Origin of the sequence: Microbacterium sp. BLY, from assembly GCF_017939615.1 — a bacterium.
Classification (GTDB): Bacteria; Actinomycetota; Actinomycetes; order Actinomycetales; family Microbacteriaceae; genus Microbacterium.
The window spans coordinates 2,397,082-2,423,080 of the sequence record NZ_JAGKSR010000001.1; the positions used below are offsets into that span (position 1 = coordinate 2,397,082).

Here is a 25,999-nt window from a genome sequence, read left to right on the forward strand (position 1 = left end):
TCAGGAGGTCTCCGGTGCCGCCGTGGTCGGAGCGAGGAACTGCAGCAGCCGCGGGGAGTCGTCGAAGCCGAGCCCGCGGTAGAGGCCGACGGCGGCCTCGCTCGAATGCACGGTGACGCGTTCGGCGCCGATCGACACGGCGTGCGCGCAGGCCGCCGCGACGAGTCCCCGGCCCGCACCCCGCCCTCGATACTCCGGCAGCACGAACACGCTCTGGACGTCGGCGGAGATCCGGTCGGCCGCTCCGGGTCGCGGAACACGCGGGACGGAGGCCACCCAGGCGGCCCCGATCACGCGATCGTCGTCCGAGCGTGCCACGAACGCGACGTGCGTGCGCTCATGCGCCCGCCACCACTCCTCGAGCTCGACGGTGAAGGCCGCGAGCGATCGACCGGCCGTCAGCTCTGCCGGCACGTCCGCCCACTTCAGGGCGGCGAGCGCGGCGAGATCGTCCCAGCCGGCGCGGTCGATGCGCATCATGCGTCCGTTCAGGCCTTGTGGCGGGGCTTCCGGAACGGCTTGTCGTCGCGCTCACGGTGTGCCGGGCGCTCGTCGCGGTCGCGTCGGTCGGTCCGCTCCCGCTGGTCGTATCGCGGGGAGCGTCCGCGACCGTCGCCGTCGCGCGACGACCCACCGCGCCGTGCACCGGGACCGCGGTCGGGGGCGATCTCGATCAGCCGGCCGGAGATGCGCGTGTCGCGGAGCTTGTCGAGGACGGCCGGGTCGAGGTTCGCCGGGAGCTCGACGATCGAGAAGTCGGGGCGGATGTTGATCGCGCCGAAGTCGTCGCGACCGAGTCCTCCCTCGTTCGCGAGGGCGCCGACGATCTGCCGCGGCTCGACGCGGTGACGACGGCCGACCTCGATCCGGTACGGCGTGTAGTCGCCGCGGCCACGGCGTTCGCGGGGTTCGCGAGGCTCTCGCGTCTGACGCTCGCGCGCCGGCCGGTTGTCGGCGGCGATCGCCTGGGAGAGGGCGTCGTCGGCCGGGTCGAGCAGCAGCGGTGTGGCGCCCTGCGCGACGACCGCGAGGGCTGCGGCGACGTCGCCCTCCGGCACGTCGTGATGCCGGACGTAGTGGGCGATGATGTCGCGGAACGCGTCGATGCGCGACGTCTCAGAGAGCGCGGTCGTGATCGCGTCATCGAAGCGGGCGAGCCGGGTCGTATTCACGTCCTCGGTGCTCGGCAGCTGCATCTGCGCGGGCTGCTGACGCGTCGCCTTCTCGATGTGCTTGAGCAGGTAGCGCTCGCGCGGGGTGATGAAGCTGATCGCGTCGCCCGTCCGACCGGCCCGCCCGGTCCGTCCGATGCGGTGGACGTAGGACTCGGTGTCGGTGGGGATGTCGAAGTTGACGACGTGGCTGATGCGCTCGACGTCGAGTCCGCGGGCGGCGACGTCCGTGGCGACGAGGATATCGAGCTTGCCGTCCTTGAGCTGGTTGACGCTGCGCTCGCGCTGCACCTGCGGCACGTCGCCGTTGATCGCCGCGGCGGAGTATCCGCGGGCACGGAGTTTCTCGGCCAGGGTCTCGGTCTCGTTCTTCGTACGGACGAAGACGATCATCCCGTCGAAGTTCTCGACCTCGAGGATGCGGGTCAGGGCGTCGACCTTCTGCGCGTAGGACACGACGAGGTAGCGCTGGGTGATGTTCGTGTTGGTCGCCGTCTTGGACTTGACGGTGATCTCTTCCGGGTCGCGCAGGTACTGCTGGGCGAGACGGCGGATCTGCGCGGGCATCGTCGCCGAGAAGAGAGCGACCTGCTTCTCCTCGGGGGTCTGAGCGAGGATCTGCTCGACGTCCTCCGCGAAGCCCATCTTCAGCATCTCGTCCGCCTCGTCGAGGACGAGGTACTGCAGTTCGGAGAGGTCGAGCGTCCCCTTGGCCAGGTGGTCCATGATGCGGCCGGGCGTTCCGACGACGACGTGGACGCCGCGGCGCAGGGCGGACAGCTGCACCCCGTAGCCCTGGCCGCCGTAGACGGGGAGGACGTGCACCCCCTTCATACGGGAGGCGTAGGACTCGAACGCTTCGCAGACCTGCAGGGCGAGTTCGCGGGTCGGCGCGAGGACGAGTGCCTGCGGCGTCTTCTGGGCGACGTCGAGCCGTTCGAGGACGGGAAGCGCGAAGGCGGCGGTCTTGCCGGTTCCGGTCTGCGCCATGCCGACTACGTCACGGCCGGCGAGAAGGGTCGGAATGGTCGCGGCCTGGATGGGAGACGGGGTCTCGTAGCCGAGGTCCTTGATGGCCTTGAGGACCGGACCGGTGATGCCGAGGTCCTCGAATCCGGGGGTGGCAGGGGACTCGTCGGGGGCGTCGGCGGGGGGCACTTCTTCAGGGGTCACTTCCCAAGGGTAGCGCGCCTGGCCGCCCGCTTCCTGTGGGGCGGGCTCAGACGCCGGACGTGAGGGCGAGCAGCTTCTCCTTCACCTGCCGGCGGAGCACCTTCCCGATCAGCGACTTCGGCAGCTCGTCCACGACGAAGACCCGGCGCGGCACCTTGTACGGGGTGAGGATGCTGCGGGCGTACTCGCGGATCGCTTCGACGTCGACATCGGCCCCGGGGTCGACGACGATCGCCGCGACGACTTCCTCGCCCGAGTGGTCGCTGGGCAGCCCGACGACCGCGGCGTCGGTGACCGACGGGTGCTGACGCAGCGCGTTCTCCACCTCCGTGGGGGCGACGTTGAAACCCCCGGTGATGATGAGTTCCTTGATGCGGTCGACGATGCGCACGAAGCCGGCGTCGTCGATCGTGACGATGTCGCCCGTGCGGTACCACCCGTCGACGAAGACGGCCTCGGTCTCCTCGGGCTTGCCGTAGTACCCGGAGAAGACCTGAGGGCCCCGCACGATGAGCTCGCCGGCGGAACCGGCTGGGACATCTTCGGTGGGATTCTCCGGATCGACGACGCGGCACTCGGTCCCGGGGAGGGGGAGGCCCACCGTGCCGGGGACGCGGTTGTCGGCGACCGGGTTCGCCATGAGGACGGGCGAGCATTCGCTGAGACCGTAGCCCTCGACGAGGTAGCCGTGCGTGGCGGCCTCGAAGGGCACGACGAGTTCATGCGGCAGGGCCATCGCGCCCGAGATCGCCACCTCGATGCCGTCGAGCGACACGCCCTTGGCGTTCGCGGCGGTGAGCAGCCGATCCGCGATCGGCGGGACCAGCGGGAGGAAGGTGGCCGGGTGCTTCTTGACGACGTCGAGCACGAGGTCCGGATCGAACTTCGGGAACAGCACGAGGCGCGCTCCCATTGACATCGCGAAGGTGAGGCAGAGCGTCAGCCCGTACGCATGGAACATCGGCAGCACCGCGTAGACCACGCAGCCCTTGCCGCGCTGGATCGACGGGACCCAGGCCTGGGACTGTGCCGCGTTGGCGAGCAGGTTGCGATGGGTGAGGGCGGCGCCCTTCGGCGTGCCCGTGGTCCCGGACGTGTACTGGATGATCGCCAGGTCATCCGTGTCGGGCTGCGGATGCGAGGCGGGGATCGGGGTGCTGGCCACCACCGACTCCCACAGCACGGTGCCGCGGACGCGTTCGGTCAGCGCGGCCCGCGACTCCCTGGCCTTCGCGACGGGCAGGCGGAGGGCGAAGCGGGTGAGGGCCGGCATGGCGCGCGTGACATCCACGGACACGAGGGTCGAGACGGCCAGGTCGCTCGGGAACTCCTGCACCGTCGCGACGACCTTGTTCCAGACGATCGCGTGCTTGGCGCCGTGATCTTCGAACTGCTTGCGCAGCTCGCGCGGGGTGTAGAGCGGGTTGTGCTCGACGACGACGGCGCCGAGCCGGAGCACGGCGTAGAAGGCGATGATGTGCTGCGGGCAGTTCGGCAGCACGATCGCGACCGGGTCGCCCGCGCGGACGCCGAGATCACGGAGCCCCGCCGCGGCGCGATCGATCGCCTCCTGCAGCTGCGCGTAGGTCGTCTCCCTGCCGAAGAACTGCAGGGCGGGGGCATCGGGATAGTCCCGCGCCGACGCGGCGACGATGTCCACGAGGGAGCCGCTGACGGGGGCGAGGTCCTCCGGGACGCCGTCGGCGTAGCTGGCGATCCACGGGCGAGGGGGCTGGAACGTGCTCACGCGCCCAGCATAGGCGGGACGTGCCGCGCCGAGCGGTGGGCGGCACGGCAACTAGACTGAGGGCGTGTCTGAAATCACCCCTGATCTTGTGCGCCATCTCGGCGTGCTCGCGCGCATCCAGCTGAACGACGACGAGGTGACACGGCTCACGGGCCAGCTCGACGCCATCGTCGACAACATCGCCAAGGTGTCCGAGGTCGCGACCGCCGATGTCGCGGCGACCAGCCACCCGATCCCGCTGAGCAACGTTTTCCGTCCCGACGCGGTGGGCGAGACGCTCACGCACGAGCAGGTGCTGCAGAACGCCCCGGACCAGGCCGACGGCCGGTTCCGCGTCACCGCGATCCTGGGAGAAGAGCAGTGAGCGACATCATCCGGCTGACCGCGGCGGAGCTCGCCGACAAGCTCGCGGCGCGCGAGGTCTCCAGCGTCGAGGCCACGCAGGCGCACCTCGACCGCATCGCTGCGGTCGACGGCGACGTCCATGCCTTCCTGCACGTCAACGAGCATGCGCTCGACGCGGCGGCCGACATCGACGCCCGCCGCGCCGCGGGGGAGGAGTTCGGGCCGATTGCCGGCGTCCCGCTCGCCATCAAGGACGTCCTCGTCACCACCGACCAGCCGACCACGAGCGGCTCGCGGATCCTCGAGGGCTACCGCTCGCCGTACGACGCGACGGTCGTCGCCCGCTCCCGCGCTGCCGGCCTCATCCCGCTCGGCAAGACGAACATGGACGAGTTCGCGATGGGCTCCTCGACGGAGCACTCCGCCTACGGCCCCACCCGCAACCCCTGGGATCTCGACCGGATCCCCGGCGGCTCGGGTGGGGGTTCTGCCGCCGCCGTCGCCGCCTTCGAGGCCCCGCTCGCCCTCGGCTCCGACACCGGCGGTTCGATCCGTCAGCCCGCTCACGTCACCGGCACGGTCGGCGTGAAGCCGACCTACGGCGGCGTCAGCCGCTACGGCGCGATCGCGTTGGCGTCGAGCCTCGACCAGGTCGGCCCGGTCACCCGCACGGTGCTCGATGCCGGTCTGCTGCACGACGCGATCGGCGGCCACGACCCGAAGGACTCCACGTCGCTCGACGAGCAGTGGCCGTCCTTCGCCGCGGCCGCACGCGAGGGCGCCCGCGGAGACGGCCTTCAGGGCCTTCGCGTCGGCGTCATCCGCGAGCTTCCCGACAGCGGTTTCCAGCCGGGCGTCGCGGCTTCGTTCCGCAGCGCGCTGGCGCTGCTCGAGGCGCAGGGTGCCGAGATCGTCGAGATCGGTGCACCGCACTTCGAGTACGGCGTCGCCGCCTACTACCTGATCCTGCCGGCCGAGGCCTCGAGCAACCTGGCCAAGTTCGACTCGGTCCGCTTCGGTCTGCGGGTCACCCCGGCGGGCAACCCGACCGTCGAGGACGTGATGTCCGCCACGCGCGACGCCGGTTTCGGCGATGAGGTCAAGCGCCGCATCATCCTCGGCACCTACGCGCTGTCGGCCGGCTACTACGACGCGTACTACGGCAGCGCGCAGAAGGTCCGCACACTGATCCAGCAGGACTTCGCCGCGGCCTTCGCCGATGTCGACGTCATCGCGACCCCGTCGGCCCCGACCACGGCCTTCAAGCTCGGGGAGAAGATCGACGACCCGCTGCAGATGTACCTCAACGACATCACCACGATCCCGGCGAACCTCGCCGGCGTCCCCGGCATCTCGATCCCGAGTGGTCTGGCGGCCGACGACGGGCTGCCCGTCGGCATCCAGTTCCTCGCCCCGGCACGGGAGGACGCCCGCCTCTACCGGGTGGGTGCCGCCCTCGAGACGCTGCTCGTGGACTCCTGGGGCGCGCCGCTGCTGTCCCGTGCCCCCCAGCTGGAAGGAGGCGCGCGCTGATGGCCGCCGCCACGCTCATGGACTTCGACAAGGCGCTCGAGCTGTTCGAGCCGGTCCTCGGTTTCGAGGTGCACGTCGAGCTCAACACGAACACGAAGATGTTCTCCGACGCGCCCAACCCCGCGAACGAGGCGTACCACGCGGCAGAGCCGAACACCCTGATCGCGCCGGTGGACCTCGGTCTGCCCGGTGCGCTTCCGGTCGTCAACGAGACGGCCATCCGATCGTCGATCAGCCTCGGGCTCGCGCTCGGCTGTTCGATCGCGGAGTCCAGCCGGTTCGCTCGGAAGAATTACTTCTACCCGGACCTCGGCAAGAACTACCAGATCTCCCAGTACGACGAGCCGATCGCCTTCGAGGGCTCGGTCGAGGTGGAGCTCGAGGACGGCACGATGGTGACGATCCCGATCGAGCGCGCGCACATGGAGGAGGACGCCGGCAAGCTCACGCACATGGGCGGCTCGACCGGTCGCATCCAGGGCGCCGAGTACTCGCTCGTCGACTACAACCGCGCCGGCGTCCCGCTCGTCGAGATCGTGACCAAGACGATCTTCGGAACCGATCACCGGGCTCCCGAGGTCGCCAAGGCGTACGTCGCCGCGATCCGCGACATCGTCCGCGGACTCGGGATCTCCGAGGCTCGGCTCGAGCGCGGCAACCTGCGATGCGACGCCAACGTCTCGCTCCGTCGTAGGGGTGAGGAGAAGCTCGGTACGCGCACGGAGACGAAGAACGTCAACTCCATGCGATCGGTGGAGCGCGCGGTGCGGTACGAGATCCAGCGTCAGGCGCAGATCCTCGCCGACGGCGGCACCATCATCCAGGAGACCCGGCACTGGCACGAGGACACCGGGACCACCTCTCCCGGGCGGCCGAAGTCGGACGCCGACGATTACCGGTACTTCCCCGAGCCCGACCTGCTGCCGGTGCAGCCGCCGCGCGAGCTGATCGATGAGCTGCGTGCCGCCCTGCCCGAGCAGCCCGTCGCCCGCCGACGCCGACTCATGGACGAGTGGGGCTTCACCCCGCTGGAGTTCCAGGACGTGCGCAACGGCGGCCTGCTCGACGTCGTCGAGGCCACGATCGCCGCCGGGGCCACGCCGGCCGCGGCGCGGAAGTGGTGGACGGGGGAGATCACCCGCCTCGCCAACGCGCAGGAGAAGGACGCGGTCGATCTCGTCAGCCCGGAGAACGTCGCGGCGCTGCAGCAGCTCGTCGACGCCGGGACGCTGACCGACAAGCTCGCACGCCAGGTGCTGGAGGGCGTGATCGCCGGCGAGGGCACGCCGCAGGAGGTCGTCGACGCCCGCGGTCTTGCCGTGGTCTCGGACGACGGTGCGCTCATCGCGGCGATCGACGAGGCCCTCGCCGCGCAGCCGGACGTGATGGCGAAGATCCAGGACGGCAAGGTCCAGGCCGCGGGTGCCATCATCGGTGCGGTCATGAAGGCCATGAAGGGCCAGGCCGACGCCGCTCGCGTCCGCGAACTCATCCTCGAGCGCGCCGCGCAGTGATTCGTCCCCCTGGGCCTCGATGTCGGAGGCCCAGGGGACAATGGGTTCATGGGACACGGTGATGGCAGAGGCCGCATGGTGTCCTCGGCCGACGCCGACGACTCCGGCACGCGCATCCTCCACGTCGACATGGACGCGTTCTATGCGGCCGTCGAAGTGCTGGATGACCCGAATCTCCGCGGCCTGCCCCTGATCATCGGGTCTCCCGATGGGCGCTCCGTGGTCTCCAGCGCCTCGTACGAGGCGCGGCGCTACGGCGTCCGTTCGGCGATGCCGGTGTCGCAGGCGCTGCGGCTGTGCCCTACCGCGCGGATCGTCCCGCCGCACTTCCCCCGGTACCAAGAGGTCTCGCGGCAGGTGATGGCGATCTTCGAGTCGTTCACGCCGCTCGTCGAACCGCTGTCGGTGGACGAGGCGTTCCTCGACGTGCAGGGCGTGCGCCGGCTCTGGGGGAGCCCTGCCCGCATCGCCGCCCGGATCCGCGAGCGCGTTCTCGCCGAGGTCGGCATCACCTGCAGCGTCGGGGTCGCCGCGACCAAGCATGTGGCGAAGATGGCATCCACGATCGCCAAACCCGACGGGATGCTCGTGGTCGCCGAGGCCGACACGCTGGCGTTCCTCGCGCCGCGACCGGTCCGGGCGTTGTGGGGTGTCGGGCCGAAGGCCGCGGAAGCCCTCGAGGCGCGAGGTCTGCGCACGATCGGCGATCTCCGCACGGCGCCGCCGGAGATGCTGGACCGCGCCGTCGGGCCGGCACTGAGCGCACGGCTCGTCCAGCTGGCGCGCGGAGAGGACGCCCGTGCGGTCGACACCGAACGGGTCGAGAAGAGTATCGGACACGAGGAGACCTTCGATCACGACATCGTCGATCGGGACTTCCTCCGGGCCGAGCTTCTCCGGCTCGCCGACCGCGTCGGGGCGCGCCTGCGTCGGGCGGGATGGGAGACCTCGACCGTCGCGATCAAGATCCGATTCGACGACTTCCGGACGGTGAACCGGTCGCAGACGCTGGGAGAACCGACCGCGGTCGGTCAGCGCATCGGTGAGGCCGCGCAGGGGCTGTTCGAGCTCATCGAACGTCGAGACCCGATCCGGCTTGTGGGCGTCCGAGCCGAGAACCTCCGGCCGGCGGGAGGAGGTGCGCTGGCCTTGTGGGACGAGGACGAGGGGTGGCGCAAGGTCGAAGGGGCCGTCGACGAGGCCATGGCGCGGTTCGGAGCGGCGACGATCAGCCGGGCGCGCCACATCGGCCGCGGTGAAGGACGGGGTGCCGCGCGGCATCCGAAGGACCACGGCGTCGATTGACCGCGCGCGCGACGCCGGTGTCGGCTAGCGTGGGACCATGCCGAACATTGCACTGGAACTCGGGAATCAGGTCGCCTCCTTCGGCGTGAAGAGCGCGTACGGGGAACCGCAGGAGATCGACGGCGTGACCGTCACTCCGGTCGCGTTCACCTACGCGGGCTTCGGCGGCGGGAGCGGTGAAGGCGGCGAAGGGGGCGGCGGTGCCGGGGTGTCGGTGCCGGTCGGTGTCTACGTGCGTCGCGAAGAGGGCCTGCGCTTCGAGCCGAACATCGTGACGCTCCTCGTCGTGGCCGTGCCCTTCGTCTGGGTCGCCGGTCGGGCTCTCACGCGCATCATCCGTGCCCTCAAGAAGTGACGATGCGGTCGCGGCGGCGCTCGCGCGCGCAGCGGAGCTGATCGCAGCGGATATCCGCGCCCTATCCGCGTCCAACCCCGTCGTACTGATCGATGGGGGCAGCGGAGCAGGCAAGACGTCACTGGCGGCTCGTCTCGCGCAGGGCTGGCCTCTCGCCGGACGCGTGCAGGTCATCGCCCTGGACTCGCTGTACCCCGGATGGGACGGGCTGGACGAGGGCGCGGAGCGGGCCCTCGAGGGCATCCTCCGTCCGCACGGTCGCGGCCTCCTCGGCGCCTGGCGGCGTTGGGATTGGGCACGGGGCGCGGAGGCGGAGACGCACGCCGTCGATCCCGCCCTCGGGGTCATCGTCGAGGGCAGCGGCATCCTGCGCCCGTCGACCGCGCGACTGGCGGACATCCGCGTCTGGGTGGAGTCCGCCGAGACCTCGCGGAAAGCGCGTGCTCTCGCGCGCGACGGCGACACCTACCGTCCGCATTGGGACCGCTGGGCGGCGCAGGAGCGTCGTCACATCGACCGGGATCGTCCGCGCGGGCTCGCCACGCGCGTCATCGAGGTGCCCTGAGCGAGCGCGGACTCAGCGCAGGGCGTCGGCGTCGCTCTCGTCGACGGCCTCGATGAGGAGTTCGAGACGGTACCCCACCCAGTCGTACACGGCTTGACCGTCTCCTCCAACGTCCGGCTGCTCCTCGGTGATGCCGAGACGGGTCGCGATGACGAGCCGGATCGCGGTGAGCGTCCGCAACCACGCATCCACGTCCTCACGCCGCACGATCACATCACGGGGTGCACGGGCGACCTCATCCGTCACGTCGGCGTCCGGGTCGAAAGCGTCGAGCGCGGATCGCATCGTGCGCGCGTCGTGCAGGCGGCGATCGAGCAGGTCCGCGCGGGTGGCCGCGGCGAACGCGGCAGAGGCGTCGTCATCGTCGGGATAAGCGTCCGGGGTCAGCCGGGCGACGCCGGGATCATCCTCTTCGGTCTCCCGCAGCAGAGCGACGAAGTCGTCCACCAGGCGGGCCAGGTGCATTCCTTCGATGGTGGCGACGGTGAGGACGATCGGTGAGGTGTTCATGCGGCCTTCCTGACGGTCGCCCAGAGTCCGTAGTCGTGCATGGCCTGGGCATGCACCTCCATCGTCTCGCGGGGACCGGTCGAGACGATGGCGTGGCCGTCGTGGTGAACGGCGAGCATCAGCCGGGTGGCGTGCTCGCGCGAGTAGCCGAAGTAGGTGCGGAAGACGCGCACCACGTAGCTCATCAGGTTCACCGGGTCGTTCCAGACGACGACCTCCCAGGGCTCCAGGGGAGCGGCGACCAGGTCGAGGTCCTCCTCGATGTCGGGCAGTGCGGTCGACATGGTCAGGCCCATCCCAGCTCGTGGAGCTGCGCATCGTCGATACCGTGGAAGTGCGCGATCTCGTGCACGAGGGTCGTGTGGATCTCGTCGCGGAGCTCATCGAGCGTGTCGCATTGGGCGAGGTGCGGCTCGCGGTAAACGATGATGCGGTCGGGCAGTTCCCCCATGCCGTACTGGGTTCGCTCCGTCAGTGCGAGGCCGTCGTAGAGCCCCAGCAGGTCCAGACTGCCGTCTTCGGGACGGTCTTCGACGACGAAGACGACATTCTCCAGCTGCTCGACCATCTCGTCGGGCAGCTGATCCAGCTCGTCGATCACGAGGGCCTCGAAGGCGGCGGCGTCCAGTTCCATCCCCTCCAGCCTACGGCGACCAGCGGCGAGTCTTCAGTGAAGGAGGACCAGGAGGGCGGCGACACCGATGAAGAGGCTTCCGAAGACGGTGTTGAGGATGCGCTGTCCCCGCGGAGATCGCGTGAGACGCCGGAAGGGTCGTGCCGCGGTGGCGAAGAAGCCCCACATCACCAGGACATCGACGATCACGACCGTCGTGATGAGTGCGAGGTACTGGGGAAGCGGCGGTTGGTCGATGCGGATGAACTGCGGGATGAAGGCGAGGAAGAAGACGATCGCCTTCGGGTTCAGCAGGTTCACCCAGAAGCCCCGACGCATCATCGACCAATGGCTCTCGCGGGAGTCCACGGGGGAGGGGGCATCGTCGATCACGGGGGCGGGTCGGGCGATGATCAGCCGGATGCCGAGGTAGACGAGGTAGGCGGCACCGGCGTACCGGATGACGTTGAAGAGGAAGTCGGAACGCGAGACCAGGAGGCCGACCCCGGCGGCGACGATCGCGACATGGACGATGAGGGCGATCTGCTGGCCGATGATCCCCCAGATCGACCGCTTCCAGCCCTGGGTGAGCGAGTTCGACATGGTGTTGATCGCGCCGGCACCCGGCGTGAAGCTGATCACGACGGATGCGGTGAGCAGGGAGAACCAGACCGCCAGTGACACCAGGACAGTCTAGGGCCGTGGAGGGAAGCGAAGAGGCTCGGACCGTGACGGTCCGAGCCTCTTCGAGCTGGGGTGAGTAACGGGGCTTGAACCCGCGACCTCCTGGACCACAACCAGGCGCTCTACCAACTGAGCTATACCCACCATGCGCCCGCCGTAACAGGCAACCCCACGAGTCTATTACATGTTCGCGGTGAACTCGGACACGGTGCGGGCCGCGATCTCCTTGGCGTCGTCGCTGGACGGTCCGGGCTCGGCCACGAACACGGCGTCGCGGTAGTACCGGAGCTCGCGGATGGACTCGAGGATGTCCGCGAGAGCACGGTGGCCGCCGTCCTTGGCCGGAGCCTGGAAGAACACGCGCGGGTACCAGCGCCGCGAGAGCTCCTTGATGCTCGAGACATCGACGTTGCGGTAATGCAGCCACTGGTCGACCTGCGGCATGTACTTCGCGAGGAACATGCGGTCCGTACCGATGGTGTTGCCGGCGAGCGGCGCGCGACGCTCCAGCGGGACGAAACGGCGGATGTACGCCAGCGTCTGCTCCTCAGCCTCCGCGAGGGTCACCCCGCCCGGGATCTCCTCGATCAGGCCGGACGTCTCGTGCATCTTCGTGACGAAGTCGTTCATGTGGGCGAGGGCCGCCGCGCTCGGACGGATGACGACCTGGAAGCCGGGGTCGAGCGGGCGCAGCTCGAAGTCGGTGATCACGACCGCGATCTCGACCAGCTCGTCGACGGCGAGATCGAGTCCCGTCATCTCGCAGTCGATCCAGACGAGACGGTCGTTCTCGGATGCAGTCACCATGTCGCCATCCTATCGATCGTCCCGACATCGCCCGCCGGAGCGCGGTACGGTAGAACGTCCGCCTCCGTAGCTCAGGGGATAGAGCAGGAGCCTTCTAATCTCTTGGTCGCAGGTTCGAATCCTGCCGGGGGCGCCAACCGTCGTCTCTCTCGACGACCGCCGTCAGCAGTGGCGCAACGCGTCCACGGCGTCGTCGGCACGCCAGAACTCGCCGATCACGCGGAACCCGCCCGTCGCGAGGTGGAGCCGTTCGGCGCGGTACCGCAGGCCCAGGGGATCGGGCACGACGCGGAGGTGACCGAGGACGTGCTCACGACTGTCCTGCACACGCCACAGGTGGTCGGCGGCACGCACGAGGTGCTCACGGCGCGAGGCGAGGTGCGGCGCGGCGAACGGGACACCGGGGACGGGAGCGATGACGGGGCTGGGCGTGGTGGACATGGTCTCTCCTCTCAGGACTCGAACATACGACCGACCTCCGACATTCACGGAGGGACGGATACCGATCGTGATCAGGGGTGTTCCCCGTTCGCAGGAGGATGCGTGGGAAGCGGCTTAGACTCTGCTCGTGCTTCGAACGGTCTTCACCTCCCGCGCTGCGGCGCTGCTCCTCATCGCCGGCGCATCGATCGCGACCCTGGCCGGGTGTGCGGGAGAACCAGCCCCGGCACCCTCGGTCACCCCCACGGCGACTGCCGAGCCCACGGCGCCGGCGGGGCCAGTGCTGCTCCCGGACGGGACGGCGGAGGAGAACCTCCCCGTGTTCACGCAGGTCGTCGAACAGGTCTGGGGCACGGAGCGACGTGCCGAGGGGCGTGCCTACATCGACGCGCTGGTCGCCGCGGGCTTCGATCGCGATGCCATGCAGGTGACGTCCGACCGATCGACGGTGGGGAACCCGGCCGAGAGCATCCAGTTCTCCGTACGCTGGGGCGAGGAATCCTGCCTGGTCGGACAGGTGGGTCCTTCCACCGGCGCAGCGGTCACCATGGCGCTGCCGCAGCTCGCCGAGGGACGCTGCCTGGTCGGCGCGACGCGGCCGATCGACTGGTGACCCGCGCACACAGATAAGGCCGTCCCCGGCCGGTAGGCTGGAGTGTCGATCTTCGACGCCAACAGAAGGAGCGGTTTTCGGTGGCTGAGTACATCTACTCCATGGTTCGTGCCCGCAAGGCGGTGGGTGAGAAGCTCATCCTGGACGACGTCACGATGGCGTTCCTCCCCGGCGCGAAGATCGGCATGGTCGGCCCGAACGGTGCCGGAAAGTCGACGATCCTCAAGATCATGGCGGGGCTCCACACCCCCTCCAACGGTGAGGCCAAGCTCTCGCCCGGCTACTCGGTCGGCATCCTCATGCAGGAGCCGGAGCTCGACGAGTCGAAGACGGTGCTGGAGAACATCCAGGACGGCATCGCCATCAAGGCGAAGGTGGACCGCTTCAACGAGATCTCCGCGCTGATGGCCGACCCCGACGCCGACTTCGACGCGCTCCTCGCCGAGATGGGAACACTGCAGGAGGAGATCGACGCGGCCGACGGCTGGGACCTCGACTCGCAGCTCGAGCAGGCGATGGACGCCCTGCGCACCCCGCCCGGGGACGCCGCCATCGCTCCGTTGTCCGGTGGCGAGAAGCGCCGTGTGGCGCTGGCCAAGCTGCTGCTGCAGAAGCCCGACCTGCTGCTGCTCGACGAGCCCACCAACCACCTCGACGCGGAGAGCGTGCTCTGGCTCGAGCAGCACCTGCAGTCCTACAAGGGCGCCGTGATCGCGATCACCCACGACCGGTACTTCCTCGACCACGTGGCCGAGTGGATCGCCGAGGTCGACCGCGGACGTCTCATCGGCTACGAGGGCAACTACTCCACGTACCTCGAGAAGAAGGCCGAGCGCCTCGACATCCAGGGCAAGAAGGACGCCAAGCTCGCCAAGCGCCTGAAGGACGAGCTGGACTGGGTCCGCTCCAGCGCGAAGGGCCGCCAGACGAAGTCGAAGGCCCGACTGGCCCGGTACGAGGAGATGGCGGCCGAGGCGGAGCGGACGAGGAAGCTGGACTTCGAGGAGATCCAGATCCCCGCCGGTCCTCGACTCGGCAACGTCGTCATCGAGGCCAAGAACCTCCAGAAGGGCTTCGACGGGCGCTCGCTCATCGACGGCCTCAGCTTCAGCCTTCCGCCGAACGGCATCGTCGGCGTCATCGGTCCGAACGGTGTCGGAAAGACCACGCTTTTCAAGACGATCGTCGGCCTGGAGCCCCTCGACGGCGGAGAGCTGAAGATCGGCGAGACCGTCAAGATCAGCTACGTCGACCAGTCGCGTTCGTCGATCGACCCGAACAAGACGCTCTGGGAGGTCGTGTCCGACGGACTCGACTTCATCACCGTCGGCAAGACCGAGATCCCGTCGCGCGCCTACGTGTCGAAGTTCGGTTTCAAGGGTCCGGACCAGCAGAAGAAGGCCGGTGTGCTCTCCGGCGGTGAGCGCAACCGCCTGAACCTCGCGCTCACGCTCAAGGAGGGCGGCAACCTCCTCCTCCTCGACGAGCCCACCAACGACCTGGACGTCGAGACCCTGAGCTCGCTGGAGAACGCGCTGCTGGAGTTCCCCGGCTGCGCCGTGGTCATCACCCACGACCGGTGGTTCCTCGACCGGATCGCCACGCACATCCTCGCCTACGAGGGGACGGACGAGAAGCCGGATCAGTGGTACTGGTTCGAGGGCAACTTCGAGGCGTACGAGCAGAACAAGATCGAGCGCCTGGGCCCGGACGCGGCCAAGCCGCACCGGTCGACGCACCGCAAGCTCACGCGCGACTGAGGCGGCCATGAGCACCACCGCGCCGGGCTCCCGCCTGCACATCCCGATCCACCTCCGCTGGGGGGATCTGGATGCGTTCAACCACGTCAACAACACCTCGATGCTGAAGCTGCTCGAGGAGGCACGCGTCCGCGCCTTCTGGCGGGCGGGACCCGGTGAGGAAGCGCCGTCCACGGCGGTGCTCGACTCCGGGATCGAGGAGGGCATCCTCACCCTCATCGCGCGGCAGGAGATCGAGTACCTCGCTCCGGTGCCGTACCAGCGGCGCCCGCTGGAAGTGCAGATGTGGTTCGGGAAGCTCGGCGGCTCCAGCGTCGAGGTCTGCTACGAGGTGCACAACGACCCGACCGCCGAGCTGCGGGAACTCTACGCGCGGTCCACGGCCGTCATCGTGCTCGTCGATGCGGGCACCGGCCGACCGACCCGGCTGACCGCGGAGATGCGTGAGGCATGGGAGCCGTATGTCGGCCCGTCGATCGAGTACGCCCACCGCTGAGCCGGCCGGCGCTGCGCGTGGCTGATCAGCGGTCGGCGGGCACGCGGATCATGATCTCCTGCGCGACGCTCGCCACGAGCGTGCCCTCGCGCGTGTAGACGCGCCCGGTGGCGAGGCCCCGGCCGCCGCGCGCGCTCGGCGACTCCTGCACGTAGAGGAGCCACTCGTCGACCCGTGCCGGGCGATGCCACCACATGGCGTGATCGAGGCTCGCGACCTTCAGGCCGGGGAGGGACCACGAGACGCCGTGCGCGCGCAGGATCGACTCCTGGATCGTCATGTCGCTGAGATAGGCGAGCGCGGCACGATGCAACCGCTGATCGCCCGGCAACGGGGCCCGCAGACGCATCCATACCGCCTGCCGCGGAACGCGTGCGTCGTCGTTCGGCAGGTAGAGCGGCGAGTCGACATGGCGGATGTCCGCGGCGCGGTCGCTCAGCATGCGTCGAGCGCCGCCGGCGAGCCCGGGGACGCGGTCCTCATCGGGCACGAGCTCCTCGGGGACGGGAATCCCCGACGGCATCGGCTCGGCGTGCTCCACCCCGGGATCGGCATCCTGGAATGACGCGATCATCGAGAAGATCGGGACGCCGTTCTGGTACGCCTGAGTCCGGCGGGTGGAGAACGAGCGGCCGTCGTGGATCCGGTCCACGGCGATCGTGATGCCCTGGCTGGCATCGCCCGGGCGGAGGAAGTACCCGTGCATGGAGTGCACCGCACGGTCCTCGGGGAGGGTGCGCTCCGCGGCGACGAGGGTCTGCGCGAGCACCTGCCCGCCGTAGATGCGCCCACTGGGCATCGGGTGCGACGAGCCGGTGAAGATGTCCTCGGTGGTCCGCGCCTGGGTGGCGTCGAGGTCGAGGACGTCGAGAAGACGCTCCACGGTCTGGATGGCGTGCTCGTCGGCGCTCATGTGTTCCCCTCCGCGGCCCGGGTCGCCGCTCGTTGGTAGTTTAGAACGCGTGACCCCTCAGCTCCTCCTCGCCGATCCGGACACGGCGAAGGATGTCCTCACGTTCACGGGGCGCGCCGCCCGGGTCTCGGACGAGGGCGTGCGGCTGCAGGCGAGCGGGGGCGTTCTCGCCCTCACCACGGCGGTCCTCGCGCCGTCGGGCCTCTTCGACCAGACGCCGACGATCCTCGCCATGCGCATCGTCCGTGCCGATCCGGAGCTCGAATGCGACCTCGTGATCGACAGCCTCACCCCCACGGATGATCCGGAGCGGCTCGCGCTGCCGGAGACGGCGCTGTCTCCCGCGTGGGCCGGTGTCGCGCCCCCACGACAGGGGTGGGCGCTGGAGTCGACCCTTCTCGCCTCCGTCGTCGCGCAACGCGCCCAGTGGGGCATCTCCGCGGTCGCGCACGGCGCCGGGCCGGGATCCGGGGAGGAAGCCGTCCGTTCGCTCCGTGCGGCGATCTGGGGCGAGCCGGACGATGACCTGGGAGGTCTGCCTCGGGGTGTCGCCTTCGCGGCGGATGCGCTCGGTTTCATCTCCGGCGAAGAGGATGTGCCCGTGACGCGCTCCGGTCGCTGGACGCGGCTCGCGTTCCGTCGCGGCCACGTGCTCGCCCGCGGTCCCGTCGCCTCCGGACTGACCGGGGTACGCGCCACCGGCTCCCGCGCCTGACGCGATCACGCGACAGCACCGGGGACGGCGCGGTTCAGCCGAGAGCAGCCGCTGCGCGGCCGGCCTGGCGTCCGGAGAACAGGCACCCGCCGAGGAACGTGCCCTCCAAGGCGCGGTAGCCGTGTGCACCGCCGCCGCCGAAGCCGCTGGCCTCGCCCGCGGCGAAGAGACCCGGAATCGGCGCGCCGCTTCCGTCCAGGGCGCGACCATCGAGATCCGTGTTGATCCCCCCAAGGGACTTCCTGGTGAGCACGTGCAGCTTGACCGCGATCAGCGGTCCGGCTGCGGGGTCCTGCAGCCGATGCGGAGCCGCCGTGCGGATGAGCTTGTCTCCGCGGTACGTCCGCATCGAGCGAAGCATGCCGATCTGCGCGTCCTTGGTGAAGTCGTTGACCATTTCGCGATCGCGGGCCACGACCTCGCGGCGCACGGCATCGATGTCCAGGAGCTCGCCCCCGGAATGCGCCGCCATCTGCTCCAGCAGTGACTCCAGGTCGTTCTCGACGATGAAGTCCTCGCCCTCGTCGAGGAACGACTGCACGGGTCCCGTCGGCCCTTTGGCGAGGCGGGACTTGAGCAGAAGGGCCACGTCCTTGCCCGTGAGGTCGGGGTTCTGCTCACTGCCCGACAGGGCGAACTCCTTCTCCACGATCTGACGCGACGTCACGAACCAGGAGTGGTCGTGCCCGGTCTTGCGCAGGTGCTCCAACGTGCCCAGGGTGTCGAAGCCGGGGAACAGGGGAGTGGGGAGCCGCTTCCCGGTCGCGTCGAGCCACAGCGACGACGGACCGGGGAGGATGCGGATCCCGTGCTGCGGCCACACCGGATCCCAGTTGGTGATGCCCTCGACGTAGTGCCACATCCGATCGCCGTTGATGAGGCGGGCGCCGGCCGCCGCACTCACCTTCTGCATCGAGCCGTCGACATAGGCGGGCACTCCGGAGAGCATGTGCGCCGGGGGCGTGCCGAGGCGCGCCGGCCATGCCGCGCGGACGAGATCGTGGTTGCCCCCGATGCCGCCGGAGGCCACGACCGTCGCGGTGGCATCGATCTCGAACCCGCCGATGACCTCGCGAGAGGAGGGGACACCGCGGGCGGCGCCATCGGAGGACAGCACGCTGCCCCGCGCCCCGGTGACCCGCCCCGCGGTGAGGACGAGCTCTTCGACGCGGTGTCGGGCGAGGACGGTCAGTCGCCCCTCCCGTTCGCCCTGCTCCACCGCCGCCGCGAACGGGGCGACGATCCCCGGGCCGGTGCCCCAGGTGATGTGGAACCGAGGGACCGAGTTTCCCGGACCGATCGCGCCGTACCCGCCGCGCTCAGCCCATCCGACGACGGGGAAGAAGCCGACGCCGCGCGCGCGGAGCCACGATCGCTTCTCGCCGGCGGCGAACTCGAGGTAGGCCTCCGCCCACCGGCGGGGCCACTCGTCCTCAGGCCGGTCGAACCCCGCGTTGCCGAACCAGTCCTGCGTGGCGAGCTCCAGCGAGTCCGTGATACCCAGGCGGCGCTGCTCGGGGGAGTCCACCAGGAACAGTCCGCCGAACGACCACCACGCCTGCCCGCCGAGATTCGTCCGAGGTTCCTGGTCGACGATGACGACGCGGCGACCGGCGTCCAAGGCCTCCGCCGCGGCGACGAGTCCGGCCAACCCCCACCCGATCACCAGGACGTCTGCGGTCGGGGGCGTGGTCGTCATGAGTTCTCCGTTGATTCCTGACGTGAGCGGGTCTCCAGGGTGGTGCGGCCCTGCGGCGCCGCACCGATGCCGGACGGCTCGAATGTGTTCACCATGGCATAGGCGGCGCGCTCGAGGTAGTCCCAGAGGGTGGTTTCGTGCAAGGGCGACAACTGGGCCTCGTCCAGAGCGGTGCGCATATGACGAAGCCACCGATCGCGTGCGTCGGGGTCGACGCGGAAGGGCATGTGACGCATCCGCAGCCGCGGGTGCCCGCGGGTCTCCCCGTAGGTGGTCGGCCCGCCCCAGTACTGCTCCAGGAACAGCAGCAGCCGTTCTTCGGCCGGGCCGAGGTCCTCCTCGGGATACATGGGCTTGAGTACCGGATCGAGAGCGACCTCGCGATAGAAGACCGACACGATCTTCGCGAACGTCTCGCGTCCGCCCACCTCGTCGTAGAAGCTCACTTCTCCGTACTCCCCTCACCGGTGTTCTTCTTGCGCCGCCAGATCCCGCGGTCCGGGACCACCGGGACGCCGGTGACGGCGTTGGGGCGCGTCTTCGGCGGGTTGGCGCCGCGCACGCGGCGTGCGCCCTCCAACCCGGTGGGGACGACGTCCGCGAGGCGCGGAACCTCGATCTCCTTCTCGAGGAGCGCGGCCCGCAGACGACGCCGCAGCTCCTGCGCCACGTCGTCGCGAGCATTGGCCCTCGTCTTGATGACGGCGCGGACGATGAGGGCGTCGCCGTCCACGGACTCCAGCCCCCAGAGTTCCGGCTTCTCCACGATGCGTGTGCGCCACTTCGGGTCCTTCGCCAGCCCCTGCGCGGTCTCCAGGAGGATGTGCTCGACCTGCTCGAGATCGGCGTCCGGGGCCACGCCGATGTCGACGATCGCACGCGCCCAGCCCTGGGACATGTTGCCGATGCGGGTGACCTCGCCGTTGCGGACGTACCAGAGGGTGCCGTTGACGTCCCGCACCTGGGTCACGCGCACGCTGACGTACTCGACGACACCGCTCGCGAGGCCGAGGTCGACGACATCGCCGATGCCGATCTGGTCCTCGGCGACGAGGAAGATGCCGTTCAGCACATCCTTGACGATGTTCTGGGCGCCGAAACCGAGGCCGGCACCGACAGCCGCGGTGAGCAAGGTGAGTGATCCGAGCAGCGCATTGTCGATGGTGTTGACGATGAGGATGATCGCGATGATGACGAGCATCACGTTGACGATGTTCTGCAGGATCGTCCCCAGGGTGCGGGTGCGCTGTACGAGGCGCATGTCCGCGAGCGGGGAGCGCTCGAGCGCCTGCGTGTCGTCGACGGCCGCCTTGTTCTTCGCGCTGTCGACGATGCGGTGTACGACACGCGTGATGACACGGCGCAGGATCAGTGCGATGAGGACGCAGGAGCCGATGATGATGGCGATCGTCAGCAGCTTGCCGCCGACGTCCGTCAGCAGCGCGAGCATGCCCTTCGCCCAATCGGGGAGCTCGGATGGCGTCGGCGCGGGGGTCGTCTCGGCGGGAATCAGCATCGTGTCGATGTTACCGAGCGGGCCTCTGCGCCGGCTGGAAGAGCGGCGTCAGAGGCCCGGAACGGTGACCGTCGGTCGTCAGTCCTCGGCGTCGCGGGACTGCGCGGCGAGCGCGCGCTCCACATCGGCGAGGTTCTCCAGCACGAGCCGACGCAGTGCCGGCGGAGCGTCCTGATGGGCGGAGAGCCAACCGCGGGTCGCATCACGCAGCGCGATGTCCGCGAGAGCCGTCGGGAAGAGCCCGACGATGAGGTACTGGGCGATCTGATAGGTGCGCGACTCCCAGATGGGAAGGAGCATGTCGAAGTACTTCGGCACGAACTCTCCGAGCACCGCGGTCCCGGCTGGGTGCACGAACCCGAGGGCCGCGGAGCGGACGATCGTGTTCGGGGCGTCGTCGCGCTCGATCAGGGCCTCCCATGCGGCCTGCTTGGAGGCGGCGTCCGGAAGCGCGGCGCGCGCCTGTGCGGCGAACTCCGCGCCCTTGGCCGTGTTGTCCGCGGCCAGGGCGGCATCGATGGCGCCGGCGTCCGTGGCGCCGATCGTGGCCAGGCCGACGAGGAGCTGCCAGCTCAGGTCGGCGTCGATCTCCAGTCCGGGCAGCGTCTCCTCACCCGACCGGAGACGGCCGATGATGCCGGCGTGCTCGGGGGTCACGAGCGCATTCGCGAATGCGGTGACGAACTGCAGCTGGCTGTCGCTGCCGGGTGCGGCGGACTCGGCCAGCGCCCAGAGCCCGTCGGCGACCTTGAGGCGCGCGGCCTCGCGCTCCGCGGGGGCGACGTAGAGGGTCGCGGCCGTCCGCAGCTGGGTGAGGGTGGTGCGTACCGTCGTCGACTCGGTCTCGCGCCCGATGTTGCCCAGGACGAGGTCGATGTAGTCGGACGCCGGCGTCTCCGCGTCGCGGGTCTGGTCCCAGGCCGCTCCCCACACGAGCGAGCGGGCGAGGGGGTCATGGATGTCGGCGAGGTGCGCGATCGCCGTCTTCAGCGACTGCTCGTCGAGACGGATCTTCGCGTAGGCGAGGTCGTCGTCGTTGAGGAGGATGAGGTCAGGGCGGGCGAGTCCCTGGAGCTCGGGGATCTCGGTCCGATCACCGTCGACGTCCACCTCGATGTGGTGGGTGCGCGTGAGAGCGCCGTCGGCGAGGGAGTAGAAGCCGATCCCCAAGCGGTGGGGACGGATCGTCGGGTAGTCGGCGGGCGCCGTCTGCGTGACCGCGAAGCGTGAGATCCGGCCGTCGTCGCCCTCGACCACGACCGGCTCCAGGGTGTTGACGCCGGCCGTCTCCAGCCACTTCTTCGACCAGGTGCCGAGGTCGCGGCCACTCGTGGCCTCCAGCTCCGAGAGCAGGTCACTGAGCTCGGTGTTGCCCCACGAGTGCTTCTGGAAGTACTGCGACACACCGGCGAAGAACGCCTCGATGCCGACCCAGGCGGCGAGCTGCTTGAGGACCGACCCGCCCTTGGCGTAGGTGATGCCGTCGAAGTTGACCTGAACGTCCTCGAGGTCGTTGATCTCGGCGACGATCGGATGCGTCGACGGGAGCTGGTCCTGACGATAGGCCCAGGTCTTCTCCATGGCGTTGAACGTCGTCCACGCCTCGGTCCACTCGGTGGCCTCGGCGGTCGCGATGGTGGACGCCCATTCGGCGAACGACTCGTTGAGCCAGAGGTCGTTCCACCACTTCATGGTGACGAGGTCGCCGAACCACATGTGGGCGAGCTCGTGCAGGATCGTCACGACGCGACGCTCCTTCACCGCATCGGTGACCTTGCTGCGGAAGACGTAGGTCTCCGTGAAGGTCACCGCGCCCGCGTTCTCCATGGCGCCGGCGTTGAACTCCGGGACGAAGAGCTGGTCGTACTTGGCGAACGGGTACGGCACGCCGAACTTGGACTCGAAGTAGGCGAAGCCCTGGCGCGTCTTGTCGAAGATGTAGTCGGCATCCAGGTGCTGCCAGAGGCTCTTCCGGCCGTACACGCCGAGGGGGATCACCTGACCGGAGGCGCTGGTCAGCTCCGAGAAGGTGGCTTCGTACGGGCCCGCGACGAGAGCGGTGATGTACGACGAGATGCGAGGAGTGGGCTCGAAGCCCCAGGTCGCCGTCACGCCGTCGTCATGGACGATGGGCTCGGGGGTCGGGGAGTTGGAGACGACCTTCCACTCCGCGGGGGCGGTCACCGTGAACTGGAAGGTGGCCTTGAGGTCGGGCTGCTCGAAGACCGCGAACACGCGGCGGGAGTCCGGCACCTCGAACTGCGAATAGAGATAGACCTCGTCGTCCACGGGGTCGACGAAGCGGTGGAGGCCCTCACCGGTGTTCGTGTAGAGGCAGTCGGCGTCCACGACGAGGACGTTCTCCTCCTGCAGGCCGCTGAGGGCGATGCGCGAGTCCGCGAAGACCTCGCGGGGGTCGAGCTGCTCGCCGTTGAGCGAGATCTCGCGGACCTCCTGGGCGATCAGGTCGATGAAGGTGAAGCTGTCGGGGGACGCGGAGAAGCGGACGACGCTCCGGGAACCGAAGACCTCGGCGCCCTTGGTCAGATCGAGGGCGACCTCATAGGAGTGCGTGTCGATGACATCGCGGCGCTCCTGCGCTTCGATTCGGGTGAGGTTCTCTCCAGGCAAAGCTGTACTCCCAGGGGTGAGGGGACGTAACCGGGGTCGGCGCAGTTGGCGCCGACGGCAACCCTGACAGCCTACGCCAGTGCGAAGCGCCCGCCGGTGACCCGGAAACGGGGCATTGTCACGGCCGTGCGGCCGCTCGCGGTCCTCCGAGGTGGGAAGATGGAGGGGTGACCGCGATCGAGCCGAATGCCGTGCCCTTTGCTTCGCCCGCCGCTGCCGGCGGTGCCCCCTACGTGACGGCCCCCGTCGCCTATGACGCCATCCTCTTGGCGAGCTTCGGCGGCCCGGAGGGCCAGGATGACGTGATCCCGTTCCTGCGGAACGTGACGCGTGGCCGTGGCATCCCGGACGAGCGTCTCGAGGAGGTCGCGCACCATTACCGGCACTTCGGCGGCGTGAGCCCGATCAACGGGCAGAACCGCGTCCTCAAGGAGGCTCTGGAGAAGGCGCTGGTCGCCCGGGGCATCGACCTCCCCGTCTACTGGGGAAACCGCAACTGGGGCCCGTACCTCGAGGACGTCGTGCCGGAGGCCTCCGCCAACGGCCACACCACCCTGCTGGCCTTCGCGACGAGCGCGTACAGCTCGTTCTCCAGCTGCCGTCAGTACCGCGAGGACTTCGCTCGCGTCCTGACGGAGACGGGACTCGGCGACACGGTCACGATCGACAAGATCCGTCCCTTCTACGATCACCCCGGTTTCGTCGAGGCGTTCGAGGCGGGCGTGCGCGAGGCCGTGCAGGGCTACCTCGATCAGGGCTTCGCGCCCTCCGAGATCCAGGTCCTCTTCTCGACCCACAGCATCCCGACGGCGGACGCGGAGCGCTCCGGCGCCCGGGATATCGACTGGGGTGAGGGCGGCGCCTACGCCGCTCAGCACCTCGCCGTCTCGGAGTGGACGATGGACCAGGTCCGCGCGGCCGTGCCCGCGGCCGCCGATGTGCCCTGGGAGCTCGTGTACCAGTCCCGCTCCGGCCCCGCCTCGCAGCCGTGGCTCGAGCCGGATGTCTGCGACGTGATCGCCGAGCTGCCGGGGCGCGGTCGCAAGGCCGTCGTGGTCGTGCCCGTGGGCTTCATGAGCGACCACATGGAGGTCCTGTGGGATCTCGACACGGAGGCATCGGAGGCGGCCGAGGAGGCCGGCCTGGCCTTCGTCCGCACTCCGACGCCCGGTGTCCGCGAGGCCTTCGTGGAGGGCATCGTCGACCTCATCGAGGAGCGGCTGCAGGGGCGCCCCAATGAGGACCGTCCGCATGTGACCGACCTTCCGGGTGCCTTCGACGTCTGCCGTCCCGGATGCTGCGAGAACGTGCGGGCGGGATTCAAGCCCGCAGCCGCCGGCATCGCCCCCTGACCCGCGGACCGCGGATCCTAGGATGGAGACCATGCGCATCCACATCGCCACCGATCACGCCGGACTCGACTTCTCGACCCAGCTGCAGGAGCACCTCCGAGCGGCCGGACACGAGGTCGTCGATCACGGTCCGGTGGAGTACGACGCGCTCGACGACTACCCGGCGTTCTGCATCCGGGCCGCGCAGGCGGTCGTTGCGGACCAGGCGGCGGGCGTCTCTGCTCTGGGGGTCGTCTTCGGCGGCTCCGGCAACGGCGAGCAGATCGCGGCGAACAAGGTCGCCGGCGTCCGTGCAGCGCTCGTGTGGAACCTCTCGACCGCCGAACTCGCCCGCGAGCACAACGACGCGAACGTCATCTCGATCGGGGCGCGTCAGCACACCTACGACGAGGTGACCGGCTTCATCGACCGTTTCATCGCGACACCCTTCTCGGGGGAGGAGCGCCACGTGCGACGCATCGGCCAGATCGCGGACTTCGAGCGCGACGGCTCGCTGCTCCCGGATCCTCGGGCCTGACATGCCCGAGGGGCACTCCGTCCACCGCATCGCCCGGCAGTTCGATCGCAACTTCGTCGGGAAGACGCTGCACGCCTCCAGCCCGCAGGGGCGCTTCGCCGAGGGGGCGGCGGTGCTCGACGGACGCCAGGCCGTGAGCGTGCAGGCGGTCGGGAAGCAGATGTTCCTCGAGGCGGAGGGCGACCTCTGGCTGAGAGTGCACCTCGGCCTCTATGGCGCGTGGGACTTCGCGGGAGAGATCCTCGTCGATCCGACCATCGCCTCCGCGAACGGGCGGATGGGGCAGACGAATCAGCGCGGCACCACCCTCGACGAGCCGATCCTCGACGATGCCGGGGAGAACTCGCTCGCCTCGATCGGGGCTCCGCGCCGCACCCGGGTCCACGTGCGGATGTCCGAGCAGACGAAGGGGCTGACCGACGACGTCGATGAGTGGCCCCCTCCCGTGGTCGGGCAGGTGCGCCTGCGGCTGATGACGGACATCACCGTGGCCGACCTGCGCGGCCCGACCGCGTGTGTGCTGCAGACCCCGGAGGAGATGCTCGCGACCGTCGCGAAGCTCGGGCCTGATCCTCTCGTGGGCGATCCCGCGGAGAACGAGGAGCGCTTCGTCCGCGCGGTGCGGAAGAAGCCGACGCCGATCGCCCTGCTGCTGATGGATCAGGCGGTCGTCAGCGGGATCGGCAATGTGTATCGCGCGGAGATGCTCTTCCGTCAGCGGTTGAACCCGCACACCCCCGGGCGGGATGTTCCGGAGGAGACCGTCCGCGCCCTCTGGCACGACTGGGTGCGGCTCCTCGCGATCGGCGTCGAGACCGGTCAGATGATGACGATGGACGGCCTTTCGCCCGACGAGTACCGTGCGGCCATGGCCAGCCGGGACGATCGGCACTGGGTGTACCACCGCGCCGGTCTTCCGTGCCGGGTGTGCGGGACCGAGATCGCCTTGGAGGAGATCGGCGCCCGCAAGCTCTACTGGTGCCCTCGCTGCCAGGCCTGAGCCCGCGCGCCCGAGGACGTCAC

General features: G+C 69.4%; 27 protein-coding genes and 2 tRNA genes. 14 read left to right on the forward strand and 15 right to left on the reverse strand.

Going from position 1 to position 25,999, the window contains the following annotated elements:
* From KAF39_RS11725 to KAF39_RS11735, 3 genes are read right to left on the reverse strand one after another with little or no spacing between them, the layout of a single operon-like run.
* Entirely contained in the window at positions 1-480 is a 480-nt protein-coding gene (locus tag KAF39_RS11725) for a GNAT family N-acetyltransferase (RefSeq protein WP_210677409.1), read from the reverse strand.
* An 8-nt stretch (positions 481-488) separates the two neighbouring features.
* Entirely contained in the window at positions 489-2,345 is a 1,857-nt protein-coding gene (locus tag KAF39_RS11730; protein ID WP_374093664.1) for a DEAD/DEAH box helicase, read from the reverse strand.
* A 46-nt stretch (positions 2,346-2,391) separates the two neighbouring features.
* Positions 2,392-4,092, reverse strand: coding sequence for a long-chain-fatty-acid--CoA ligase (locus KAF39_RS11735; protein ID WP_210677410.1), 1,701 nt, complete (start codon positions 4,090-4,092; stop codon positions 2,392-2,394).
* 64 nt (positions 4,093-4,156) lie between these two features.
* On the opposite strand from KAF39_RS11735, the gene gatC reads away from it, so the two are divergent.
* The 6 genes from gatC to KAF39_RS11765 are packed head-to-tail and all read left to right on the forward strand — an operon-like array spanning position 4,157 to position 9,709.
* Positions 4,157-4,456 carry an Asp-tRNA(Asn)/Glu-tRNA(Gln) amidotransferase subunit GatC gene (gene gatC / locus KAF39_RS11740; protein WP_210677411.1) on the forward strand — a complete coding sequence of 100 codons (300 nt, stop codon included), beginning with the start codon at positions 4,157-4,159 and terminating at the stop codon, positions 4,454-4,456.
* Positions 4,453-5,970: an Asp-tRNA(Asn)/Glu-tRNA(Gln) amidotransferase subunit GatA gene (gatA, locus tag KAF39_RS11745; protein ID WP_210677412.1), complete on the forward strand. Its 1,518-nt coding sequence runs from the start codon at positions 4,453-4,455 to the stop codon at positions 5,968-5,970. Before gatC ends, gatA begins: the two co-directional genes overlap by 4 nt.
* On the forward strand, positions 5,970-7,484 hold the full coding sequence (gene gatB / locus KAF39_RS11750; RefSeq protein WP_210677413.1) for an Asp-tRNA(Asn)/Glu-tRNA(Gln) amidotransferase subunit GatB: 1,515 nt from the start codon (positions 5,970-5,972) through the stop codon (positions 7,482-7,484). The genes gatA and gatB overlap by 1 nt, the downstream gene beginning before the upstream one ends.
* 48 nt (positions 7,485-7,532) lie before the next feature.
* Positions 7,533-8,789, forward strand: a complete 1,257-nt coding sequence (locus KAF39_RS11755; RefSeq protein ID WP_210677414.1) for a DNA polymerase IV — start codon at positions 7,533-7,535, stop codon at positions 8,787-8,789.
* 37 nt (positions 8,790-8,826) lie between these two features.
* Positions 8,827-9,144 (forward strand): hypothetical protein, encoded by a 318-nt coding sequence (locus tag KAF39_RS11760; protein WP_210677415.1) that lies wholly within the window; start codon positions 8,827-8,829, stop codon positions 9,142-9,144.
* On the forward strand, positions 9,128-9,709 hold the full coding sequence (locus KAF39_RS11765) for a hypothetical protein (RefSeq protein WP_210677416.1): 582 nt from the start codon (positions 9,128-9,130) through the stop codon (positions 9,707-9,709). Before KAF39_RS11760 ends, KAF39_RS11765 begins: the two co-directional genes overlap by 17 nt.
* Before the next feature lie 12 nt (positions 9,710-9,721).
* On the opposite strand, the gene KAF39_RS11770 is transcribed toward KAF39_RS11765, so the two are convergent.
* The 6 genes from KAF39_RS11770 to orn form a co-directional block, all read right to left on the reverse strand.
* On the reverse strand, positions 9,722-10,219 hold the full coding sequence (locus KAF39_RS11770; RefSeq protein WP_210677417.1) for a DUF2017 family protein: 498 nt from the start codon (positions 10,217-10,219) through the stop codon (positions 9,722-9,724).
* Complete coding sequence (gene clpS, locus KAF39_RS11775; protein ID WP_246878297.1) at positions 10,216-10,503, reverse strand: ATP-dependent Clp protease adapter ClpS; 288 nt, start codon at positions 10,501-10,503, stop codon at positions 10,216-10,218. Before clpS ends, KAF39_RS11770 begins: the two co-directional genes overlap by 4 nt.
* Positions 10,504-10,505: 2 nt before the next feature.
* Positions 10,506-10,853: a metallopeptidase family protein gene (locus KAF39_RS11780; RefSeq protein WP_210677419.1), complete on the reverse strand. Its 348-nt coding sequence runs from the start codon at positions 10,851-10,853 to the stop codon at positions 10,506-10,508.
* A gap of 33 nt (positions 10,854-10,886) precedes the next feature.
* Positions 10,887-11,516 carry a LysE family transporter gene (locus KAF39_RS11785; RefSeq protein ID WP_210677420.1) on the reverse strand — a complete coding sequence of 210 codons (630 nt, stop codon included), beginning with the start codon at positions 11,514-11,516 and terminating at the stop codon, positions 10,887-10,889.
* Positions 11,517-11,584: 68 nt separating this feature from the next.
* Positions 11,585-11,660: transfer RNA gene (locus tag KAF39_RS11790), tRNA-His, on the reverse strand.
* A 36-nt stretch (positions 11,661-11,696) separates the two neighbouring features.
* Positions 11,697-12,323 carry an oligoribonuclease gene (gene orn, locus KAF39_RS11795; RefSeq protein WP_210677421.1) on the reverse strand — a complete coding sequence of 209 codons (627 nt, stop codon included), beginning with the start codon at positions 12,321-12,323 and terminating at the stop codon, positions 11,697-11,699.
* A 60-nt stretch (positions 12,324-12,383) separates the two neighbouring features.
* On the opposite strand from orn, the gene KAF39_RS11800 reads away from it, so the two are divergent.
* A tRNA-Arg gene (locus KAF39_RS11800) sits at positions 12,384-12,459 on the forward strand.
* Positions 12,460-12,485: 26 nt separating this feature from the next.
* Here KAF39_RS11800 and KAF39_RS11805 read toward each other — a convergent pair.
* Positions 12,486-12,764, reverse strand: coding sequence for a hypothetical protein (locus KAF39_RS11805; RefSeq protein WP_210677422.1), 279 nt, complete (start codon positions 12,762-12,764; stop codon positions 12,486-12,488).
* 127 nt (positions 12,765-12,891) lie between these two features.
* Here KAF39_RS11805 and KAF39_RS11810 point away from each other — a divergent pair, with 127 nt between their 5' ends.
* The 3 genes from KAF39_RS11810 (at position 12,892) to KAF39_RS11820 (ending at position 15,633) form a co-directional block, all read left to right on the forward strand.
* On the forward strand, positions 12,892-13,377 hold the full coding sequence (locus KAF39_RS11810) for a hypothetical protein (RefSeq protein WP_210677423.1): 486 nt from the start codon (positions 12,892-12,894) through the stop codon (positions 13,375-13,377).
* 80 nt (positions 13,378-13,457) lie between these two features.
* The gene (gene ettA, locus KAF39_RS11815; RefSeq protein WP_210677424.1) at positions 13,458-15,137 is read left to right on the forward strand and encodes an energy-dependent translational throttle protein EttA; all 1,680 of its coding nucleotides are present in this window, start codon (positions 13,458-13,460) and stop codon (positions 15,135-15,137) included.
* A 7-nt stretch (positions 15,138-15,144) separates the two neighbouring features.
* Entirely contained in the window at positions 15,145-15,633 is a 489-nt protein-coding gene (locus KAF39_RS11820) for a thioesterase family protein (RefSeq protein ID WP_210677425.1), read from the forward strand.
* A 25-nt stretch (positions 15,634-15,658) separates the two neighbouring features.
* Here KAF39_RS11820 and KAF39_RS11825 read toward each other — a convergent pair whose 3' ends face one another.
* Entirely contained in the window at positions 15,659-16,546 is an 888-nt protein-coding gene (locus KAF39_RS11825; protein WP_210677426.1) for an acyl-CoA thioesterase II, read from the reverse strand.
* Between the two features lie 49 nt (positions 16,547-16,595).
* Between KAF39_RS11825 and KAF39_RS11830 the strand changes: the two genes are divergently transcribed.
* The gene (locus KAF39_RS11830) at positions 16,596-17,261 is read left to right on the forward strand and encodes a hypothetical protein (protein ID WP_210677427.1); all 666 of its coding nucleotides are present in this window, start codon (positions 16,596-16,598) and stop codon (positions 17,259-17,261) included.
* 34 nt (positions 17,262-17,295) lie between these two features.
* Here KAF39_RS11830 and KAF39_RS11835 read toward each other — a convergent pair whose 3' ends face one another.
* The 4 genes from KAF39_RS11835 to pepN form a co-directional block, all read right to left on the reverse strand.
* The gene (locus KAF39_RS11835) at positions 17,296-18,960 is read right to left on the reverse strand and encodes an FAD-binding dehydrogenase (protein WP_210677428.1); all 1,665 of its coding nucleotides are present in this window, start codon (positions 18,958-18,960) and stop codon (positions 17,296-17,298) included.
* Positions 18,957-19,406: a globin gene (locus KAF39_RS11840; protein WP_210677429.1), complete on the reverse strand. Its 450-nt coding sequence runs from the start codon at positions 19,404-19,406 to the stop codon at positions 18,957-18,959. Before KAF39_RS11840 ends, KAF39_RS11835 begins: the two co-directional genes overlap by 4 nt.
* On the reverse strand, positions 19,403-20,476 hold the full coding sequence (locus KAF39_RS11845; RefSeq protein WP_210677430.1) for a mechanosensitive ion channel family protein: 1,074 nt from the start codon (positions 20,474-20,476) through the stop codon (positions 19,403-19,405). Before KAF39_RS11845 ends, KAF39_RS11840 begins: the two co-directional genes overlap by 4 nt.
* 78 nt (positions 20,477-20,554) lie before the next feature.
* On the reverse strand, positions 20,555-23,107 hold the full coding sequence (gene pepN / locus KAF39_RS11850; RefSeq protein ID WP_210677431.1) for an aminopeptidase N: 2,553 nt from the start codon (positions 23,105-23,107) through the stop codon (positions 20,555-20,557).
* Between the two features lie 167 nt (positions 23,108-23,274).
* Between pepN and KAF39_RS11855 the strand changes: the two genes are divergently transcribed.
* The 3 genes from KAF39_RS11855 to KAF39_RS11865 are packed head-to-tail and all read left to right on the forward strand — an operon-like array spanning position 23,275 to position 25,976.
* Positions 23,275-24,459 carry a ferrochelatase gene (locus KAF39_RS11855; protein WP_210677432.1) on the forward strand — a complete coding sequence of 395 codons (1,185 nt, stop codon included), beginning with the start codon at positions 23,275-23,277 and terminating at the stop codon, positions 24,457-24,459.
* A 31-nt stretch (positions 24,460-24,490) separates the two neighbouring features.
* Complete coding sequence (locus KAF39_RS11860; RefSeq protein WP_210677433.1) at positions 24,491-24,976, forward strand: ribose-5-phosphate isomerase; 486 nt, start codon at positions 24,491-24,493, stop codon at positions 24,974-24,976.
* A gap of 1 nt (position 24,977) precedes the next feature.
* Positions 24,978-25,976, forward strand: coding sequence for an Fpg/Nei family DNA glycosylase (locus KAF39_RS11865; protein WP_210677434.1), 999 nt, complete (start codon positions 24,978-24,980; stop codon positions 25,974-25,976).
* Positions 25,977-25,999: the final 23 nt, after the last annotated feature.